Here is a 17829-nt window from a genome sequence, read left to right as displayed (position 1 = left end):
CGGCCCCGAACCCCTCCGCACGCTCCTTCAGAGCAACATTTGAGGTTCGGCCGGGCCTCGGGCAGTGCCTGGAGATACGCGGGAGCCACCCCCGCTGTTCAATCAGCGGGCGAAAACGAGCGGCCGATACACCCCCGCCGGTCAGCGCAGTGCCGGGTGGTCGGCGACCACCGTGCACGATCCGGGTGCGATCTCGGTGAACCCCGCATCCCGTACCAAGGGCAGCCCGATCTTGGTGAGTTCGCCCCAGCGGCCGGGGTCCGCGGTCCGCACGGCCAGCGGGAAACCGGCGTCACGCCATGCAGCCCGCTCCTCCTGCGACAGCTCCCACCAGGCGAGCTGGGCACCGTGCCCGGCCTGCGCCATCGCCTTGCCGGCCGACATGTCCAGCTCCGGGTTCATCCACAGCACGGGCACCGAGCCGTCCGCCGCCAGGGGCGGCTCCGGGTCGTCGAGGTCCGTGCCGGACACCTGGAGCCGGGCCAGGTCCTTCGGCCAGCCGTCCAACGGCACCGGCGGGAAGACCCTGACCTCCGCGGACTTCCCGGTGACGGTCACGCCGGGCAACGCCTCGGCCCGCCGCCACTCCGCACCGCGGGCCCGCCGCACGACCTTGCGGATCCGGGCGTCCTGCCATGCGCGCACGGCCTCCGCCCATGCGCCGTCCCCGAGGGACCGCTCGTCGCTCAGCATCACCAGTACGGCACGGGCGGCGGTCTCCAGCGCGTCCGTACGGGCCGGGGGAGCGCCCCGCTCGATACGCACGACGAGCGGCAGCACGAACTGCGGTGCGATGTCGCGATCACCGGGCTCGGACCGGAAGGGGCTTTCGTTCACGGGCGTCGACTCATTGCTCACCCGCACAGTCTGCCAAGCGGGGGACGGGAACCTACCCTGGGTGTATGAGCGAGGACTACTGCACGATCCGCGAGGCGCCGACACCGCCGAAGGCGGACGGGCCGCCGTACGCGGAGTGCGTCCAGTGCCGGAAGCCCACGGAGTACCCGGAGTCGTACAAGGGGATCACCCTGTGCCCGGTGTGCGAGTGGCAGGAGGCGCAGCGGACGGCCTGCTCGGGCTGAGCGCCGCGTCCTCGATGAGCTCGGACACCTTCACGAACCGGTACCCCCGCTTCCGCAGTTCCGGCACGATCGCGCGTACGGCCCGCTCGGTCGCCGGCGCCGCACTGCGCGTGCAGTGCAGGACGACGACCGACCCCGGCCGCACCCCCTCCAGGACCTGCCGGGCCACGGCGTCCGCGTCCGTCGCGAACGCGTCCCCGCCGACCACGTCCCACTGCACGGCGGTGACCCCGGCCGGGGTCAGCGCTTTCAGGGCCCGCCGGTCGTAGCAGCCGCCGGGAAAGCGGAAGTACGGCATCGGATCGGGCACCCCGGCCTCGCGGAACGCCCCGTACGCCCGCTCCACGTCCGCGCGCATCCGGTTCTCGGAGACGGTCGGCAGCCCGTAGCAGTCGTCGGTGAAGGCGTAGTGGCTGTAGGAGTGGTTGGCGACCTCGAAGAGCGGGTCCCGGCCGATGGAGCGGGCCTGGGCCGGGTACTCCTCGGCCCATCGGCCCGTCATGAACACCGTGGCCGGCACCTTCAGCGCGCGCAGCGTCGCGATCAGCCGCGGATTGTCGAACCGCTCGCCCGCCGCCGCCCGTGGCCCCTGGCCGGCGGTCATGTCGGCGTCGAAGGTGAGCGCGACGGTCCTGTCCGAGGCGCGGCGAGGGCCGTTCTCGAAGACGGGGGTCAGGCCGGCCGGGCCGGGGGCGAGGGTCGGCGGCCGGGACGGGGTCGCCGAGGACGCGGAGGGGGCGGGGCGAGCGGGCTGGGGCGGCTGGGGTGCCTGAGGAGTGCCGCAGGCGGCGAGAGCAGCAAGGGCGGCGGCAAGGCCGCAGGCGGTGGTGACACGACGTACGCGAGTGATCACCGTAAGAACGTATGATGATCATCTCTCTATGGGTGCAGGCCCGGCTGGGATGTCACCCGGTCAGATGTCCCGCTGCTCCAACGGCCGCGTCGCCGGCCCCTGGACCACCTTGCCGTCCGTGTCGAAGCGCGAGCCGTGGCACGGGCACTCCCAGGCGCACTCGGCCGCGTTGAAGGCGACCAGACAGCCCATGTGGGTGCAGCGCGGCGAGAGGGCGTGCAGATGACCGGCCTCGTCCCGGTACACCGCGAGCCGGTCGCCGTCGGCGCGGACGACGGCGCCCTCGCCGGGCGGCAGCGCCTCGACCGGCGGCGGGGGCCGCAGCCGGTCGCCGACGAAGTGGCGGGCGACCTGCGCCTGGTGCTTGAGGAACGACGGCGCCTCGCGGACGGTCGAGCGCAGCCGGCGCGGGTCGTACAGCTCGCTCCACGCGCACTCCTCGCCGGTGATCTGCGCCGTGAGGAGACGGCCCGCCATCATCCCGCCGCTCAGGCCCCAGCCGCCGAAGCCGGTGGCGACGTAGGTGTGGTGGGCGCCCGGGTGCATCGGGCCGACGAGCGGGACGGTGTCCGTGGGGTCGTTGTCCTGGGTGGCCCAGGCGTGGGTGAGGGTGACGTCGGGGAAGTGCTCGGCGGCCCAGTCGGACAGGTGCTGGAAGCGGGAGCGGGTGTCGCCGGTGCCGGGCGTGAAGTGCTCCCCGGTGACGATGAGCAGCCGGTCCTCGCCGTGCGGTGCCGTACGGACCGACCGGGTGCCCTCGTCCGGCGTGATGTACATGCCGTCCGGGTCCCGGTCGGCGCCGATGGTCCCGGCGACGACCAGCTCGCGGCGCGGGGAGAGCCGGGTGAACAGCAGGGCGCGGTCGAAGACCGGATAGTGCGTGGCGACCACGACGTCCCGGGCGGTCACCCGCGCCCCCGCGTCGGTGGTCAGCCGGCACGGCTCGCCCTCCTCCAGGCCCACCACCGTCGTGTGCTCGTACACCTGCCCGCCCCGCGCGACCAGGTCGTCGGCGAGGGCCAGCAGGTACTTGCGCGGATGGAACTGCGCCTGCCCGGTGACCTTCACGGCGCCCGCCACGGGGAACGGCAGCCCGGTCTCCGTGACGAAGGAGGCCGGCAGCCCCGCCTCCCGCGCGGCCGCGGCCTCGGCGCGCAGCTCGTCGGTCCGGCCCGGGTCGCAGGCGTACGTGTACGCGCTCCGGCGCTCCCAGTCGCAGTCGACGCCCAGCTCCTGCGCGGTCTGCGCGGCCCGCTCGATCGCCTCGGACTGCGAGCGGGCGTACAGCCGTGCCCCTTCGGGACCGCGGGTGCGCCGCAGCTTGTCGTAGATCAGGGTGTGCAGGGCGGTGAGCTTGGCGGTGGTGTGCCCCGTGACGCCGGCCGCCACCCGCTCGGCCTCCAGCAGCGCCACGCGCCGCCCGGCCCGCGCCAGCTCCCAGGCCGTGCTCAGCCCGGCGACTCCGGCGCCGATCACGGCCACGTCCACCTCGATGTCGTCCGCCAGCGTGGCGCGGTCCGGGCCGTGTGCGGTCTGAAGCCAGTACGAGCCGCTGACGTGCGGGTTCTCGGTCATGCGGGCCGGGTACCCCGTCCGGCCCGGTTCACTGCGCGAGCAACCGCCGGCGGCACTGAGCCACGTCGAAATCGGGCTTCGGATACCGCGGGTCGAGCTCCCGGAGATGCTCCAGGAGCAGCAACGCCTCCTGGAACGCGGGCCACAGCGCTCGGTCGTCGATGTCGGACGGGCTGAACTTCCAGTGCTTGTCCGGGCGGTCGAGGCGTTTGACCAGGCGGCGCCGCTGCTCCTGGAAGGAGATGTGCAGGAAGCCCTTGATGACGGTCGTACCGTCGTCGGCCAGGGACTTCTCGAAGCGGTTGATCTGGTCGTAGCGGCGCTCGATCTCGTCGCGCGGGGCGAGCTCGCGGACCCGGGCCACGAGGACGTCCTCGATGGGGGTCCCCCGCGGGAGCGAAGTCGAGCGTGGGGGAGCGAGCGGTCGAAGATGCCCAGCTCGCCGGGGTGCGGGAGGGCCTGCTCGACCCGCCACAGGAAGGGATGCGCCCGCTCCTCGGCGGTGGGTGCCTGGAACGCCCGGACGCGGCAGCCGGCGGGGTTGCAGAAGCCGATCACGTGCTTGATCGTGCCGCCCTTGCCGCTGGTGTCCATGCCCTGGAGGACGAGCAGACCCGGCGCCGGTCGCCCGCCCTGCTCGCCGCGAACAGGCGTTCCTGCAGGTCGGCCAGGTCCTCGCCCATGCGGGCGGTGGCCGCCTTGCCCGCGGACTTGTCCCCGGGGCCGAGAGGGACGGAGTCGGTGTCGTAGGAGGACAGATCGACCCGCTCGCCGCCCGGCACGCGCAGCAGCTCACGGAGACCGGCCTTCTTCTCCTTACGGGACTTCCGCCGGGAGTCCTTCTCGGCCACGGGGCACCCCTTCCGCTCGGCTACTTACGCCACGGCCCCGTCACCGCGAAGGTCGTCCCGGGCGTGTAGCAGTTGACGTACATCGTCCCGCCGTCCGGGGAGAAGGTCACTCCGGCGAACTCGCCCCACTCCGGTTCCTCCGGAGTACCGATGTTCTGGCGGTTGCGGGCCATCGCGTAGACCTCGCCGCGCCGGGTGACGCCGTAGACGTGCTGGGCGCCGTTGCCGTCCTCGCAGACCATCAGGCCGCCGCTGGGGGCGAGACAGATGTTGTCCGGGGACTCGCCGGGGAGCTGGATGTCGGTGTCCGGGCCGAAGACGATCACCAGGGTCAGCCGGCGCTCGGAGGGGTCGTAGCGCCAGATCTGCCCGAAGTGATCGGCCGCCGAGCCCTCCGCGCTGCGCGCGAACGACGACACGAAGTACACCGACCGGCCGCCCCAGTAGCAGCCCTCCAGCTTCTGCGCGTGCGTGATGCCCTTCGGGCCGAAGTCCTGGAGGCGGATGGGGGTTTCGGCCGCGAGCGGGTCCGGTACGTCGACCCACTCGACGCGGCCGAAGCAGGCGCCCGTGTCCTGGATCGAGGACAGGTCGGGTACGCCGGGCACGCGCATCGCCTGGAGCCGGCCGCCCTCGCGCAGCGAACCGGGTCCGCCGAGCGGCTTCTCGGGCAGGAAGCGGTAGAAGAGGCCGAAGGGCTTGAGGAAGGCGTCCTCGGTCTCGTAGACGATGCCCCGTTTCGGGTCGACGGCGATCGCCTCGTGCTGGAAGCGGCCCATCGCGGTCAGCGGTACGGCACCGGAGCGGTGCGGGTCGACCGGGTCGACCTCGAAGATGAAGCCGTGGTCCTTGGTGTAACCGTTGGTGCCCGCCTTGTCCTCGTTCTCCTCGCAGGTCAGCCAGGTGCCCCACGGGGTGGGTCCGCCCGCGCAGTTGACGGCCGTACCGGCGATCGCGACCCGCTCGGACAGCACCCTGCTCCGGGAGTCCAGCGTCAGCGTCGTACAGCCGCCCTTGCCGGCCGGGTCGTAGGTCAATCCCTTGACCGTCGGGACGGCGAGCGTGGCGGTGTTGCGGTTCTCGTGGTTGCGGACCAGATGGACCCGGCCGTTTCTGCCGGCGAAGGCCGACATGCCGTCGTGGTTGGAGGGAACCGTGCCCTCGCCGGAGCGCAACGGGTCGCCCTCGCGGGACAGGACCCGGTAGCGGAAACCTTCCGGCAGATCGAGCAGGCCCTTCGGGTCGGGGACCAGCGGGCCGTAGCCGGTGTAGCCCAGGGGCTGTGCGGCGGCGGTGCCCGCGAAAAGTTCGGAGAGGTTTCCGGCGAAGGCGATCGAGACGCCCAGGGCGCCCGTGCGGGCCAGTATCTGACGGCGGGTCGACGTGTCGGCTGTCGAGGCGGAGGCCGGTTCGGAGGCGGACGTGGTGGTCTCGGACATGGGGCAGCAACCTTCCTGCTGGCGGACAGGAACCTGTGACCCCGCCGTGTCTACCACCTGCCGACCGCCGCGGGAACCACGCGCGTAGACGTGTCACTTCCCGATCGGCTTCTGGGACGCCTGCTCCACAGGCGTCTGCTGTGCCCGCTCCAGGAAGCGCAGCAGCTCCACCGGGAACGGCAGGACGAGGGTCGAGTTCTTCTCGGCGGCCACCGCCACCACCGTCTGCAACAGGCGCAGTTGGAGCGCGGCGGGCTGCTCCGACATCACGCCGGCGGCCTCCGCGAGCTTCTTGGACGCCTGCAGTTCCGCGTCCGCGTTGATGATCCGGGCCCGCCGCTCACGGTCCGCCTCGGCCTGACGGGCCATGGAACGCTTCATGGTCTCGGGCAGCGACACGTCCTTGATCTCGACGCGGTCGATGGTCACGCCCCACTCCACGGCCGGGCTGTCGATCATCAACTCCAGCCCCTGGTTCAGCTTTTCGCGATTCGACAGCAGGTCGTCCAGATCGCTCTTGCCGATGATCGAACGCAGGGAGGTCTGCGCCATCTGGGAGACCGCGAACTTGTAGTCCTCGACGCGGACGAGCGCGTACGCCGCGTCGACCACCTTGAAGTAGACGACCGCGTCCACGCGCACCGTCACGTTGTCCCGGGTGATGCCCTCCTGGGCCGGCACCGGCATTGTGACGACCTGCATGTTCACCTTGTGCAGCCGGTCCACGAGCGGGACGATCAAGGTGAATCCCGGCGGTCGCACCTCACCGGCGAGCCGCCCGAGCCGGAAGACCACCCCGCGCTCGTACTGCTTGACGACCCGCGCCGCCGAGGCGATGTAGACGGCCCCGGCACAACCGGCGGCGATGCCCGCCGCCAACAGTTCCTCGAGCATCCCGGCCTCCTCGTCGAGAGGTCCGCTCTGTCTGCTCCTGCAACGATATGCCCGGTGCCTGGTCCGGGGCCACGATCGGCCCCGGACCAGGCACCGGTGTGCTCACGCGGCGGTGACCCGCACGGGGTCCGTGCCGACCGCGCTGTGCCGCTCGGCCCAGTTCTCCAGGGCCGTACGGCAGGCGTGGTCGAGGTGGTGCAGCCCGGACAGGTCCAGCTCGACCGGGCGGTCCTGGGGCAGCGACTCCAGATCGTCGAGGATCTTCGGCAGCCGGAGGAAGGTCGCGTTGCCCGACAGGTACGCCTGGACGGGGCCGGCGCCCTTGTCTATGACCTCCAGCTTGATGTGCGAGGCCTCCCAGGCGGTCTTGGCGACCGCCAGCGCGAGACCGATGAGCACGCCCTCGAACATGCTGATCGCGACGATCGACACGGCCGTGACGACCAGGATCAGCGCCTCGCCGCGGTGCTCGCGCCACAGCGCCACGATCTGGCGGACGGGGATGAGCTTGGCGCCGGCGTGCACCAGGATGCCCGCCAGGGCCGGGATCGGGATGTACGCCAGGACGTTCGGCAGCAGGGCCGCGAACAGCAGCAGCCAGACGCCGTGCATCACGCGGGACGCCTTGGTCTTCGCGCCCGCCTGGACGTTCGCGGCGCTGCGCACGATCACCGCGGTCATCGGCAGCGCGCCGAGCACGCCGCAGAGCGCGTTGCCGGCGCCCTGCGCCACGAGCTCCTTGTCGTACGCGGTGCGCGGACCGTCGTGCAGCCGGTCCACGGCCGCCGCGCTGAACAGTGACTCGGCGGACGCGATCAGCGTGAACGCGACGATCGTGCCGAGCACGCCGACGCTCGCGAGTTCGCCGAAGGCGTCCATCGACGGCGGCTGGATGGAGCCCAGCAGTCCCTGCACCTCGACGGTGGCGACCGGCATCGAGAAGACCAGGGCGGCCAGGGTCGCGAGACCGACGGCGGCGAGCGGTCCGGGGACCGTGCGCAGCTGCTTCGGCATCCGCTTCCACAGCACGAGCACGGCGATGGTGCCCACGCCGAGGCCCAGCGAGGCCAGCGCCCCGGTGTTCTGGACGGCGTCGGCGAGGGCGCCGGGCAGCCCGGCTATTTTGCCGAGGCCGGAGGCCGGGGCCTCGGCGTCCACGACCGAGTACAGCTGTCCGGCGATCAGGACGAGCCCGATTCCGGCCAGCATGCCCTCGACGACGGAGACCGAGATGGCCCGGAAGTAGCGACCGAGCTTCAGGGTGCCCATGAGGATCTGGAGCAGCCCGGTCGCGAGGACGATCACGCCGAGCACGGGGAGGCCGTACTCCTGGACCGCCTCGAAGACGAGCACGGTCAGACCCGCGGCCGGTCCGGAGACCTGCAGGCTGCTGCCCCGCATGAGGCCGGTGACGATGCCGCCGACGATGCCGGTGACCAGGCCCAGTTCGGCCGGGACCCCGGAGGCGACGGCCACGCCGACGCACAGCGGGAGGGCGACGAGGAAGACGACGAGGGATGCGGCGAAGTCCTGCCGCAGGTGAGGGAACTTGGTTCGCAGGTCCATGGCCGTCCTCACAGTGCCCGGAAGGCGTCGGAGGACACGTCGTGGGTCAGCACTGACCCCGTGTGCACCTCGTAGTACCAGGCGTGGAGGGTCAGTTGACCGTCCGTCAGTTTCTTGTCGATGAAGGGATACGAGCGCAGGCGCAGCACCTGGGCGAGGACGTGGCTCTGCACGCCCTCGGCCACGGTCGGGTCCTCGACCGCCCCGGCGGGGCGGGGCGTGGCCCGCGTGAGCCAGTCACGCACGGCCGGTACGGCGGTCAGGTCGTCGCCGCGCACCAGGGCGCCGACGGCGCCGCAGTGCGAGTGCCCGCAGACCACGATGTCGCGGACGCCGAGCACCTCCACCGCGTACTCGATGGTGGCCGCCTCGCTGGTGGGGTGCTCGGAGGCGTACGGGGGGACGATGTTGCCCGCGGTGCGCAGCTCGAAGAGCTCGCCGGGGCGGGCGCCCGTGATCAGCGCCGGGACGACCCGGGAATCGGAGCAGGTGATGAAGAGGACCTGCGGAGACTGGCCTTCGGCCAGCCTGGCGAACTCCTCAGGGCGCTGTCCGAACGTGCGGGCGTTGTCGATGAGGGGCTGCATGTGTGGTGACTCCTCCTGGCGCGCCGAAGGGCGCGTCGGACGTACATGACAGATGTGGGGGATGTGACTGCGTGCTGTCGGCGCTGTCAGCAGCGGAAGACCTGAAGTGCGGCCGGGGCGTGGGATGTCGGGGGTCTTGACATCCGCAGGGCGCCGGGCACGGCAGGTTTGCTCACGGCCGCCGGATCCTGGACCAGCAGCGGTCGCTCGGGCCCTTGGGGCGCGAAGTCGACGGCGCGGTGCCGGTCGCGGTTGCGCAGGGGACCGGTCGGGTCCTCGGCGGGGTCGCAGTGGCGGTACGTGACGGACTCGTCGCGCAGTGCCTTGCCGGAGAGCTTGGTTCCGGGCTGGGCTTTGGCCTCTGCCTGACGGGCCGTATGCGCGGATGCGAAGGACGTGGAGGGTGCGAAGAACTGGAGGGCGAGCAGGACGGCGGCGAGGGTCGCTATCACGGTCCGTACCGTCGTACCTCGAAACATGCGCCCCCCTTCAGGCAGTTCTCGTCTCTGGTCCTTTGCCGGTCCTTCTCTAGCCCAAGCCAACGATTGGTCAATGACTGGTCAAGAAACACCTTAGCCCGGCAAAGTTGTTTGCAGGGTTAACTTAACGTTTCGACCTGAAGAGAGGCTGAAGCGGGCAGGGTGGCTGGCGTGAACCCGCTCTTGATCTTGGGCAGTTGATGCGCTAGGAGGGCTCGACCAGGCTCTTCGCGTCCCGGGCCAGCGCGGTGAGTCGCGAGATCGCCCGGAAGTACTTCTTGCGGTAGCCGCCGTTCAGCATGTCCTCGCTGAAGAGCCGGTCGAAGGGCAGCCCCGCGGCCAGGACCGGGACCTCGCGGTCGTAGAGCCGGTCCGCGAGCACGACGAGCCTGAGGGCCGTCGACTGGTCGGGAACCGGCCGCACGTCGGTGAGGCAGACCGCCTTCAGATCGTCCGTCAGGGCGCCGTAGCGGCTGGGGTGGACGCGGGAGAGGTGGTCCAGGAGCTGCGGGAAGCCGTCGAGCGAGGCGCCCGGCGTGCGGTGCGCGGCCCGGGTGACCTGCTCGTCGGTGAACGGCGCCGGCGCCTCGGGCAGGCCGCGGTGGCGGTAGTCCTCGCCGTCGATGCGCAGGGAGCGGAAGTGCGCCGACAGACCCTGGATCTCGCGCAGGAAGTCGGCCGACGCGAACCGGCCCTCGCCGAGCTTGCCCGGCAGCGTGTTGGAGGTGGCGGCGAGGGCGACGCCCGCGTCGACGAGCTTGCCGAGCAGGGTCGATACGAGGACGGTGTCGCCGGGATCGTCCAGCTCGAACTCGTCGATGCACAGCAGACGGTGGCCCGAAAGGGTCTGGACCGTCTTCTGGAAGCCGAGGGCGCCGACGAGGTTCGTCAGCTCCACGAAGGTGCCGAACGCCTTGAGCGCGGGCTCGGCCGGGGTGGCGTGCCAGAGGGAGGCGAGCAGGTGGGTCTTGCCGACGCCGTAGCCGCCGTCGAGGTAGACGCCACGGGGGCCGGCCGGGGTCTTCGGCGCCTTGCCCTTCCCGAGGCCCAGGAAGCCGCGCCTGACCTTGCCGGCGCCGGAGGCGTGCGCCCCGCCGAGCCCGGCCGCGAAGCCCTCGAGGACGCGCACGGCCTCGGTCTGGCTGGGCTGGTTCGGGTCCGGGATGTACGTCCCGAAGCGCACCGAGTCGAACCGCGGCGGCGGCACCATCTCGGCGACCAGCCGGTCCGCGGGGACATGCGGCTCACGGTCGCACAGGGACAGCGGGGCGGTGTCGGCTATGGGGCCGAATCCGGACGCGGCGGGGGAGGTAGGCACGGTTACCCATGCTAATGGTCGTGCCACACTGCACGACATGCGACGCCTGTTCCCTGTGACCGATGAGACAGAGGCCCGGACCCCCGGTGAGGCTCCCCCCGGCGAGGGGGCGGTGGGTGTGCGTGAAGGCTCCGGAGGTGATGGTGCCGGCGGGGTCGGCCGGTCCCACCTGGTCGACCGTGAGTGGAGCCTCGCCGAGCTGGCCGCCGCCTACGCCTATCCCGAGCTGGGCCCCCGGGGAGCGGCCGGGGCGGCCGGATCCGGGGCCGGCTCCGCTGGTCCGGAGGCCTGGCTGCGGGCCAACATGGTGTCCACGCTCGACGGGGCCGCCCAGCACGACGGCCGTTCGCAGCCCATCTCCAGCGCCGCCGACATGCGGATCTTCGGCACCCTGCGGGCCCTCGCGGACGTGGTGATCGCGGGCGCGGAAACGGTACGCCAGGAGGGATACCGGCCCGCACGCGCGCGTGCCGAGTTCGCGGAGATGCGGGAGGCGGCCGGGCAGGGGCCGGTCCCCGCGATCGCGGTGGTCAGCGCCGGCCTGAACCTGGACTTCTCGCTCCCGCTGTTCACCTCGCCCCTGGTGCCCACCCTGATCCTCACGGGCGCCGCCGCGGCCCCGGACCGCATCGCGGCGGCCGAGAAGGCGGGCGCCCGGGTCGTCGTCGCCGGTGACGGCGTCGGCGTCGAGCCCGCCCGTGCGGTCCGGGCCCTCGCCGAACTCGGCCACACCCGGCTGCTCACGGAGGGCGGCCCGCGGCTGCTCGGCCAGCTGGTGGCCGCCGGGGTGCTCGACGAGCTCTGCCTGACCGTGGCCCCGATGCTCACGGCGGGGGACGCGCAGCGCATCGCGGGCGGGCCCTCGGTCGCCGTTCCGCAGCGGTTCGCACTGGTGTCCCTGCTGGAGGAGGAGGGCTTCCTCTTCAGTCGCTACCGACGGCCGTGAGCCTGCCGGTAGCGGCGGCCGTGAGCCCGGGGCCACCTGGCCGTGACGGGCCCGGTTGCTCCCGAAACCGGCTCGATCGACCCCTTCGGGAGCGACTCGGCGGAATCTGCCGTTCCGTTTCGTTTTCGACGGGCACACTGAAACCGGCAGTACCTGTGCGATCGCGGGGCAGGATGGTTTCCGCAGGGCCTCGCACGGCCCACGGAGGAGAAGGGGCGCCCGGTGTTCACAAGCGTTTTGATGATCGAGAAGGCCCTTACGTCCGCCGACGTGGAGTTCGTCACCACCTTGCACGGGGACGAACCGGTCGCCTTCCACGTCCTGCTGCAGCCGCGCGGCGACCAGGCGGACCGGCTGCTGCGGGCCATCGACGACGTCGCGCTCGGCGAGATCGACGAGGCCGCGCGGGAGCTCGAGACGGCGGAGGGCGAGAAGGTGAAGGGGCTCGCCGAGCAGGCGCTCGACGTGTCCCTGCGTGCCCTGCGGGCGGCGGGCAGCGAGGCGGAGGGGCGGCTGATCGAGGCCCATCCGCTGGACGCGCTCAAGTCCCTGGTCGGCGAGATCGACGCGGACGAGGTGATCGTGCTGACGGATCCGCACTACGTGGAGGAGTTCTTCCACCGGGACTGGGCGTCGCGGGCGCGGCACAAGGTGGGGGTGCCGGTGCTGAAGCTGTTCTCGCACAGCAAGGCCTGACGCAACCGGCTGTCCTTCGCGTGGGCCACGGGTCAGTAGGGTGGGTGGCCGAACCGTCGCCGCACCAGCACGTACAGGGAGACACACATGGCACCCGGCCTTCCCACCGCCATGGACCGACCGCACTTCATCGGCATCGGCGGGGCCGGGATGTCGGGGATCGCCAAGATCCTCGCGCAGCGCGGGGCGAAGGTGGCGGGCAGCGACGCGAAGGAGTCCGCCACCGCCGAGGCACTGCGCGCGCTGGGCGCGACCGTGCACATCGGGCACGCGGCGGAGCACTTGGCGGACGACGCCACGTGCGTCGTCGTCTCGTCGGCGATCCGGGCCGACAACCCGGAGCTGGCCCGGGCGGCCGAGCTGGGCATCCCGGTGGTCCACCGCTCGGACGCGCTCGCCCGGCTGATGGACGGCCTGCGGCCGATCGCGGTGGCGGGCACGCACGGCAAGACCACGACCACGTCGATGCTGGCCGTGTCGCTGAGCGAGCTGGGCCTGAAGCCGTCGTACGCGATCGGCGGCGATCTGGACGCGCCCGGCTCCAACGCGCTGCACGGCGAGGGCGAGATCTTCGTCGCCGAGGCGGACGAGTCGGACCGCAGCTTCCACAAGTACGCGCCCGAGGTGGCGATCATCCTCAACGTCGAGCTCGACCACCACGCCAACTACGCCTCCATGGACGAGATCTACGAGTCCTTCGAGACGTTCGCGGGCCGGATCGTGCCCGGTGGCACGCTGGTGATCACGGCGGACCACGAGGGCGCGCGGGAGCTGACGCGGCGGCTGGCCGGGTCGGTGCGGACGGTGACGTACGGGGAGTCGGAGGACGCCGACGTACGCGTCCTGTCCGTGACGGCGCAGGGCCTCAAGAGCGAGGTCAGTGTCCTCCTGGACGGCCAGGAACTCACCTTCACGGTCTCCGTGCCCGGCCGTCACTACGCCCACAACGCGGTGGCGGCGCTCGCGGCAGGCGTGGCGCTGGGCGTGCCGGCCGCCGAGCTGGCCCCGGCGCTGGCCGCGTACACCGGTGTGAAGCGGCGCCTCCAGCTGAAGGGCGAGGCGGCGGGGGTCCAGGTCATCGACTCCTACGCCCACCACCCGACGGAGATGACGGCGGACCTGGAGGCGATGCGCGCGGCGGCCGGCGGCGCCCGGATCCTGGTCGTCTTCCAGCCGCACCTCTTCTCCCGTACGCAGGAACTCGGCAAGGAGATGGGCCAGTCGCTGGCCCTGGCCGACGCGTCGGTCGTCCTGGACATCTATCCGGCCCGCGAGGACCCGATCCCGGGCGTGACGAGCGAGCTGATCATCGAGGCGGCGCGGGTCGCGGGCGCGGACGTGACGCCGGTGCGCGACAAGGGCGCGGTGCCGGAGGCCGTCGCGGGAATGGCGAAGCCCGGTGATCTCGTTATCACCATGGGCGCGGGTGACGTGACGGACCTCGGCCCGCAGATCCTGGACCGTCTCGCACGGAAGTAACTCGCACAGAAGCAAAGGGGTTGGCCTTCATGTCGTACGACGTCGACAAGCCGGACGAGCAGTGGCGCGCGGAGCTGACCCCGGCGGAGTACGCCGTGCTGCGGCAGGCCGGCACGGAGCCCGCCTTCGTCGGTGAGTACACCGACACCAAGACCGAGGGCGTCTACTCCTGCCGGGCCTGCGGCGCCGAACTCTTCACCTCCACCACGAAGTTCGAGTCGCACTGCGGCTGGCCGTCCTTCTACGACCCGAAGGACACCGACGCGGTCGAGCTCATCCAGGACCGGTCGCACGGGATGGTGCGGACCGAGGTGCGGTGTGCCCGGTGCGGGTCGCATCTCGGGCACGTGTTCGAGGGGGAGGGCTACCCGACCCCCACGGACCAGCGGTACTGCATCAACTCCATCTCGCTGCGTCTGACCCCGGAGGCCTGACGCCTGACGCGGGCGTGCCTACCGGAGTGCGAACAGGCCGGTGACCTCGGCCCCGCGCAGCTGCTTCGCGCGGATGGCCTTCATCCCCGCGTGCAGGGTCGTGGTGCCCTCCTGGTAGGCGGCCTCGATGGGCAGGTAGTAGGTGAGGTTGAAGTAGGCGAACGGGGCGGAGCAGGACGGGTCGGTGCCGACGGCGCGCAGCCATGTGGTGCCGCCGAAGTGGTAGTAGAGGCTGAAGGCGGCCATGCGTTGCCCGTCGTAGGCGGCTGTCACCCGGGCCTGCTCGCCCATGGCCTCGGCCTGCCGGCCCAGCAGACGGGTCATCAGGCCCGCGTCGTCGGCCGTGTGTCCGTGCGCGGACTGGAGGGCCGCCAGCAACTGCCCGGCCTCCCGGAAGCAGTCGCCGAGCAGCAGGTGACGGATGCTCAGCCCGGCGTCGCGGAACGCCGCACGTTCGTGGCGCACCGCGACCCGGCGCTTGGAGGGCAGGGAGGCGAGGTAGTCCTCGAAGGAGCCGCCGGGCAGCGGGATGGCGGCGTCGTCCTCCATCCGCTGCGGCGCGGCCTCGTCGTACACCGCGCCCAGCTGCTCGGCGGCGGTCTGGGTCAGATACGGCCACCAGTGCGTGGTGTCGTGGCGCTCGGCGTGAGTGCGCGCGCAGTCACGCAGCAGGGCCAGGCAGGCGGTGCGCCGCTCAGGAGACAGGCCCGGGTCGGTCAGGGGCGCGTTGTGGTACCCGCGGCGGGCACCGGCGAGCACCCGCGGTCCGGGCGGGCCGGACAGCTCCAGCAGGTCCGGGTCGTAGAAGTCGTTGGGTTCGCTGTGGACGAGGTAGAGGGGGGCGGCGGCGAGGAGTGTGCCGTCCCCGTCATGGACCAGGGCGTACGACGCGGTCGCGGTGGGATCCGACTCCTCTCCCAGCAGCCAGCGGTGGGAGAGGTACAGGCCCGCGGAACGGGCGAGCCGGTCCCAGTCGTCCGCCGGGACCTCGCGGAGAGTGGAGGTGATGTGGGCTTTCACGGTGATGTCGGACTCTCCTCGGGATCGGTGGGGGCGGTGGCCGCCGGGCGCAGCGGCCGCAGGGCGGGAACCGCCAGCAGCGCCAGGAGACAGGCAGCGCCCTGAACCACCCACGGCACGAGGCCGCCGGCGGCCAGGAGGGTGGTGAACAGCACGGGGGCCGCGATGTTCCCGGTCGACCAGGAGAGCTGGTAGAGGCTCTGTTTGCCGCCCCGGGCCGCCCCCGGGGTGAGGGTGACGGAGAGTTCGTTCAGGGCCGGCGAGCAGAAGATCTCGGCGAGGCTGAACAGCACCATCGCCAGCAGCAGTGCGGGCCATGCGGGGATCGCGGTGCCGGGCAGCGCCGGTGCGGCGAAGGCCAGCATGGCGGCCGTGAGGAGCCCGTAGCCGAGGGCGATGGCGTGCCGTGGCTGCGCGGGTGCGGCGTGGGCGGTCAGTGGGCTGGTGAGGGTGGAGACCAGGACCGTGTTCAGGATGAGCAGGAGGCTCGCGGTCCACGCCGCCAGCCCCAGGACGGTGGTGGCGTACAGGGCGATGAGCACGGCCAGCATCGACTGGGACAGCACGAAGGGGAGGGCGCAGGCGACGAGGAGGAGGTAGCGGCGGGTGCCGTCGTCGCGTGGCCCGTCGGGCTCCCGGCCGCGGCTCTCGGCGTCCCCGGAATCCGGCTGCGGACCGGCCCGCGGCGCGGGCGGAGTCGTCACGGGCACGCGGGCGAAGCAGACCGCGGCCAGCAGGTACAGCGGGGCGGCGGCCACCAGCAGGCCGGTCAGGGCTCCGGTCCCGTACAGCGCCAGGGCACCCGCGGCCAGCGCGGCGCCGGCGCCGATGCCGATGTTGCGCAGGCTTCCGGTGAACGCGAACCAGGCACGGATCTCCCCGGCCGGTGTGGCCTGGGTGATCAGCGTGCGCTGCGCCGTGTAGTACGTGTTCACCCCGGACTGCACCAGGAAGTAGGCGCAGACGATCTGCCAGGGACGGTGGGCGAGGAGGAAGGTGAGGAATCCCGCGGCGGTGACCACGTTGGCCACGACGGTCGGCTGCCGGGGGCCGAAGCGGTCCATGAGGCGGCCGGCGAGGAAGACCGAGGGCAGGGCGGCCAGTTGACCGACCGTCACGGCGGCGCCGACGGCGGGGGCGGACAGACCGCGCACCGTGGTGAAGTACAGCAGCCCGAGGGGCAGCAGCATGCCGCTGCCCACGGAGTCGACGAGGTTGCCGGTGACGAACCGGCCGTACCCACGGACGGCGGGCAGCCCGAGGGCCCGCGCCAGCGGGCCGGGACGGGCGGGCGCGGGCGCGGCGGCGGTGTCCGGGGTCATGAGGCGCGGAGCAGGGTCCGGATCTTGTCCAGCACCTCCTGCCGGGGGAAGCCGGTGACGGCGTGCAGGTCCTCCAGTGCCTTGACGGTCTGCTGCTCCTCGCCGTCGGTGAGGGTGAAGACGACGATGTCGCCGTGGTCGGTGCCGTCGATGAGAAGTTGGTGCGCGGTGACGAGGTCCACGCGGTCCGCCAGCTCCTCGCGGGCGCCCCGCGGCAGTCGTTCGGGCGAGAGGAACTCGACGGCCCAGCGGGTGCGGCGGACCGGGCCGGGCGCGTACCTGCCGAGCGCCATGTCGGTCAGGGCGGTGAAGGTGTTGGTGTCGGAGGCGGCGCAGGAGAGCGTGGTGGCGCCGCCGATGCGGGGGTTGATCTCCAGGACGACATACCGGCCGCCGCTGTAGATCATGTCCACGTTGACGGAGCCACGGACGCCCAGCTCCTCGCAGAGGGCGACCAGCCGGGCGGCGACGGGCTCGAACGCCCGGTCGGCCTCGGGCCGCGGCCCGCACCAGCGCAGGTCGGCGAAGGTGAACACCGGTTCGGGGCCGGCGGTGCCGGTCCAGCACACCGGCAGGACCCGGTAGGCGCCGGGCTCGCCGACGATGTCCACGGAGCACAGGTCCCCGCTGACGCACTCCTCGACGACGGCCGACACGGGCGGCGGGTCGAGGAGGTAGGCGTCCAGCGCCGCCGGGTCGGGCACGGCCCGGATCCCGAAGCTGGTGGAGTCCCACAGCGGCTTGGACAGCAGCGGGTAGCCGATCCGCGCGGCCTGGGCCCGCAGCGCGTCGGCGTAGGCGGGGATCGCGAGGCCCCGCCCGGCCAGGAGGTCGGAGTCGGCCCGGAAGCCGCGTGGGACGTCGAGACCCGCGCGGACGAGGAGCTGCTTGGTCTCCCATTTGTCGCTCAGCAGCGCGGTGGCGGCGAGCGGGGTCACGACCGTCGGTACGCCCTCGGCGTCGAGCAGTTCCTTCGCGGTCGCGTCGCGCAGGGCGTTCTCGCACGGCAGGGAGATGGAGACCGCGGCGTCGGCTCCCCACCGCGTGACCAGTCCGGCCAGTTCGCGAGGGGTGACAGCCGGATCGACGGCCTGGCGGCCACCGGGGAAGTCGTCGTCCCCGGCCTGTCCGTGGGTGTGGAACAGCCGCGCCTCGATGCCCTCGCCGGCCAGATCCCGGACGGTGCGCTGGATGTAGGGGTCGGCACGCTGGATGTCGACGGACCTCAGGAACGCGATCTTCCGCACGGTCCGGGGCGGGGTGTCCCGCTCGGCGTTCTGCATGGGCT

Annotated in this window: 17 protein-coding genes and 1 pseudogene; 5 read left to right on the top strand and 13 right to left on the bottom strand. The window is 72.1% G+C overall.

What is annotated here, in order from left to right:
- Window positions 1-141 precede the first annotated feature (141 nt).
- Window positions 142-858 (bottom strand): aminoacyl-tRNA hydrolase, encoded by a 717-nt coding sequence (locus OG252_RS14210; RefSeq protein WP_266432498.1) that lies wholly within the window; start codon window positions 856-858, stop codon window positions 142-144.
- Window positions 859-902: 44 nt separating this feature from the next.
- Between OG252_RS14210 and OG252_RS14205 the strand changes: the two genes are divergently transcribed.
- On the top strand, window positions 903-1082 hold the full coding sequence (locus OG252_RS14205) for a hypothetical protein (RefSeq protein WP_266432496.1): 180 nt from the start codon (window positions 903-905) through the stop codon (window positions 1080-1082).
- Here OG252_RS14205 and OG252_RS14200 read toward each other — a convergent pair.
- The 9 genes and pseudogenes from OG252_RS14200 to zapE form a co-directional block, all read right to left on the bottom strand.
- Complete coding sequence (locus OG252_RS14200; protein WP_266432494.1) at window positions 1024-1935, bottom strand: polysaccharide deacetylase family protein; 912 nt, start codon at window positions 1933-1935, stop codon at window positions 1024-1026. The genes OG252_RS14205 and OG252_RS14200 overlap by 59 nt on opposite strands.
- 60 nt (window positions 1936-1995) lie before the next feature.
- Window positions 1996-3510, bottom strand: coding sequence for an FAD-dependent oxidoreductase (locus OG252_RS14195; RefSeq protein WP_266432492.1), 1515 nt, complete (start codon window positions 3508-3510; stop codon window positions 1996-1998).
- Between the two features lie 28 nt (window positions 3511-3538).
- Window positions 3539-4361: pseudogene (locus OG252_RS14190) on the bottom strand (polyphosphate kinase 2 family protein).
- Window positions 4362-4381: 20 nt separating this feature from the next.
- Window positions 4382-5800: a PhoX family protein gene (locus tag OG252_RS14185; protein ID WP_329336389.1), complete on the bottom strand. Its 1419-nt coding sequence runs from the start codon at window positions 5798-5800 to the stop codon at window positions 4382-4384.
- Between the two features lie 93 nt (window positions 5801-5893).
- The gene (locus OG252_RS14180) at window positions 5894-6694 is read right to left on the bottom strand and encodes a slipin family protein (RefSeq protein WP_329336388.1); all 801 of its coding nucleotides are present in this window, start codon (window positions 6692-6694) and stop codon (window positions 5894-5896) included.
- Between the two features lie 102 nt (window positions 6695-6796).
- Window positions 6797-8260 carry a SulP family inorganic anion transporter gene (locus OG252_RS14175; protein ID WP_329336386.1) on the bottom strand — a complete coding sequence of 488 codons (1464 nt, stop codon included), beginning with the start codon at window positions 8258-8260 and terminating at the stop codon, window positions 6797-6799.
- A gap of 8 nt (window positions 8261-8268) precedes the next feature.
- Window positions 8269-8847, bottom strand: coding sequence for a carbonic anhydrase (locus OG252_RS14170; RefSeq protein WP_266432486.1), 579 nt, complete (start codon window positions 8845-8847; stop codon window positions 8269-8271).
- Between the two features lie 86 nt (window positions 8848-8933).
- Window positions 8934-9326, bottom strand: a complete 393-nt coding sequence (locus tag OG252_RS14165) for a hypothetical protein (RefSeq protein WP_329336383.1) — start codon at window positions 9324-9326, stop codon at window positions 8934-8936.
- A gap of 205 nt (window positions 9327-9531) precedes the next feature.
- The gene (zapE, locus tag OG252_RS14160; protein WP_345568312.1) at window positions 9532-10644 is read right to left on the bottom strand and encodes a cell division protein ZapE; all 1113 of its coding nucleotides are present in this window, start codon (window positions 10642-10644) and stop codon (window positions 9532-9534) included.
- A 37-nt stretch (window positions 10645-10681) separates the two neighbouring features.
- Here zapE and OG252_RS14155 point away from each other — a divergent pair, with 37 nt between their 5' ends.
- The 4 genes from OG252_RS14155 (at window position 10682) to msrB (ending at window position 14199) form a co-directional block, all read left to right on the top strand.
- Complete coding sequence (locus tag OG252_RS14155) at window positions 10682-11590, top strand: pyrimidine reductase family protein (RefSeq protein WP_329336380.1); 909 nt, start codon at window positions 10682-10684, stop codon at window positions 11588-11590.
- 222 nt (window positions 11591-11812) lie between these two features.
- On the top strand, window positions 11813-12286 hold the full coding sequence (locus OG252_RS14150) for an indole-3-glycerol phosphate synthase (RefSeq protein ID WP_266432478.1): 474 nt from the start codon (window positions 11813-11815) through the stop codon (window positions 12284-12286).
- 87 nt (window positions 12287-12373) lie between these two features.
- The gene (gene murC, locus OG252_RS14145; RefSeq protein WP_329336377.1) at window positions 12374-13765 is read left to right on the top strand and encodes a UDP-N-acetylmuramate--L-alanine ligase; all 1392 of its coding nucleotides are present in this window, start codon (window positions 12374-12376) and stop codon (window positions 13763-13765) included.
- Between the two features lie 29 nt (window positions 13766-13794).
- Window positions 13795-14199 (top strand): peptide-methionine (R)-S-oxide reductase MsrB, encoded by a 405-nt coding sequence (msrB, locus tag OG252_RS14140; RefSeq protein WP_266432474.1) that lies wholly within the window; start codon window positions 13795-13797, stop codon window positions 14197-14199.
- Between the two features lie 18 nt (window positions 14200-14217).
- Here msrB and OG252_RS14135 read toward each other — a convergent pair whose 3' ends face one another.
- The 3 genes from OG252_RS14135 to OG252_RS14125 are packed head-to-tail and all read right to left on the bottom strand — an operon-like array spanning window position 14218 to window position 17824.
- Complete coding sequence (locus OG252_RS14135; protein ID WP_266432472.1) at window positions 14218-15219, bottom strand: GNAT family N-acetyltransferase; 1002 nt, start codon at window positions 15217-15219, stop codon at window positions 14218-14220.
- Window positions 15216-16541 (bottom strand): MFS transporter, encoded by a 1326-nt coding sequence (locus OG252_RS14130; RefSeq protein ID WP_329336373.1) that lies wholly within the window; start codon window positions 16539-16541, stop codon window positions 15216-15218. Before OG252_RS14130 ends, OG252_RS14135 begins: the two co-directional genes overlap by 4 nt.
- On the bottom strand, window positions 16538-17824 hold the full coding sequence (locus OG252_RS14125; RefSeq protein WP_329336371.1) for an ATP-grasp domain-containing protein: 1287 nt from the start codon (window positions 17822-17824) through the stop codon (window positions 16538-16540). The genes OG252_RS14130 and OG252_RS14125 overlap by 4 nt, the downstream gene beginning before the upstream one ends.
- Between the last annotated feature and the right edge of the window lie 5 nt (window positions 17825-17829).

Source organism: Streptomyces sp. NBC_01352 (assembly GCF_036237295.1).
Lineage (GTDB): Bacteria > Actinomycetota > Actinomycetes > Streptomycetales > Streptomycetaceae > Streptomyces > Streptomyces plumbiresistens.
This window is presented reverse-complemented; position numbering and strand designations above follow the sequence as displayed.

What these genes read in the sequence shown, in the direction of transcription:
- OG252_RS14170 (WP_266432486.1), bottom strand. Translation starts at nt 8,847, where the DNA reads ATGCAGCCCCTCATCGACAACGCCCGCACGTTCGGACAGCGCCCTGAG.
- OG252_RS14180 (WP_329336388.1), bottom strand. Translation starts at nt 6,694, where the DNA reads ATGCTCGAGGAACTGTTGGCGGCGGGCATCGCCGCCGGTTGTGCCGGG.
- OG252_RS14195 (WP_266432492.1), bottom strand. Translation starts at nt 3,510, where the DNA reads ATGACCGAGAACCCGCACGTCAGCGGCTCGTACTGGCTTCAGACCGCA.
- msrB (WP_266432474.1), top strand. Translation starts at nt 13,795, where the DNA reads ATGTCGTACGACGTCGACAAGCCGGACGAGCAGTGGCGCGCGGAGCTG.
- murC (WP_329336377.1), top strand. Translation starts at nt 12,374, where the DNA reads ATGGCACCCGGCCTTCCCACCGCCATGGACCGACCGCACTTCATCGGC.
- OG252_RS14165 (WP_329336383.1), bottom strand. Translation starts at nt 9,326, where the DNA reads ATGTTTCGAGGTACGACGGTACGGACCGTGATAGCGACCCTCGCCGCC.
- OG252_RS14155 (WP_329336380.1), top strand. Translation starts at nt 10,682, where the DNA reads ATGCGACGCCTGTTCCCTGTGACCGATGAGACAGAGGCCCGGACCCCC.
- OG252_RS14175 (WP_329336386.1), bottom strand. Translation starts at nt 8,260, where the DNA reads ATGGACCTGCGAACCAAGTTCCCTCACCTGCGGCAGGACTTCGCCGCA.
- OG252_RS14205 (WP_266432496.1), top strand. Translation starts at nt 903, where the DNA reads ATGAGCGAGGACTACTGCACGATCCGCGAGGCGCCGACACCGCCGAAG.
- OG252_RS14185 (WP_329336389.1), bottom strand. Translation starts at nt 5,800, where the DNA reads ATGTCCGAGACCACCACGTCCGCCTCCGAACCGGCCTCCGCCTCGACA.
- OG252_RS14130 (WP_329336373.1), bottom strand. Translation starts at nt 16,541, where the DNA reads ATGACCCCGGACACCGCCGCCGCGCCCGCGCCCGCCCGTCCCGGCCCG.
- OG252_RS14125 (WP_329336371.1), bottom strand. Translation starts at nt 17,824, where the DNA reads ATGCAGAACGCCGAGCGGGACACCCCGCCCCGGACCGTGCGGAAGATC.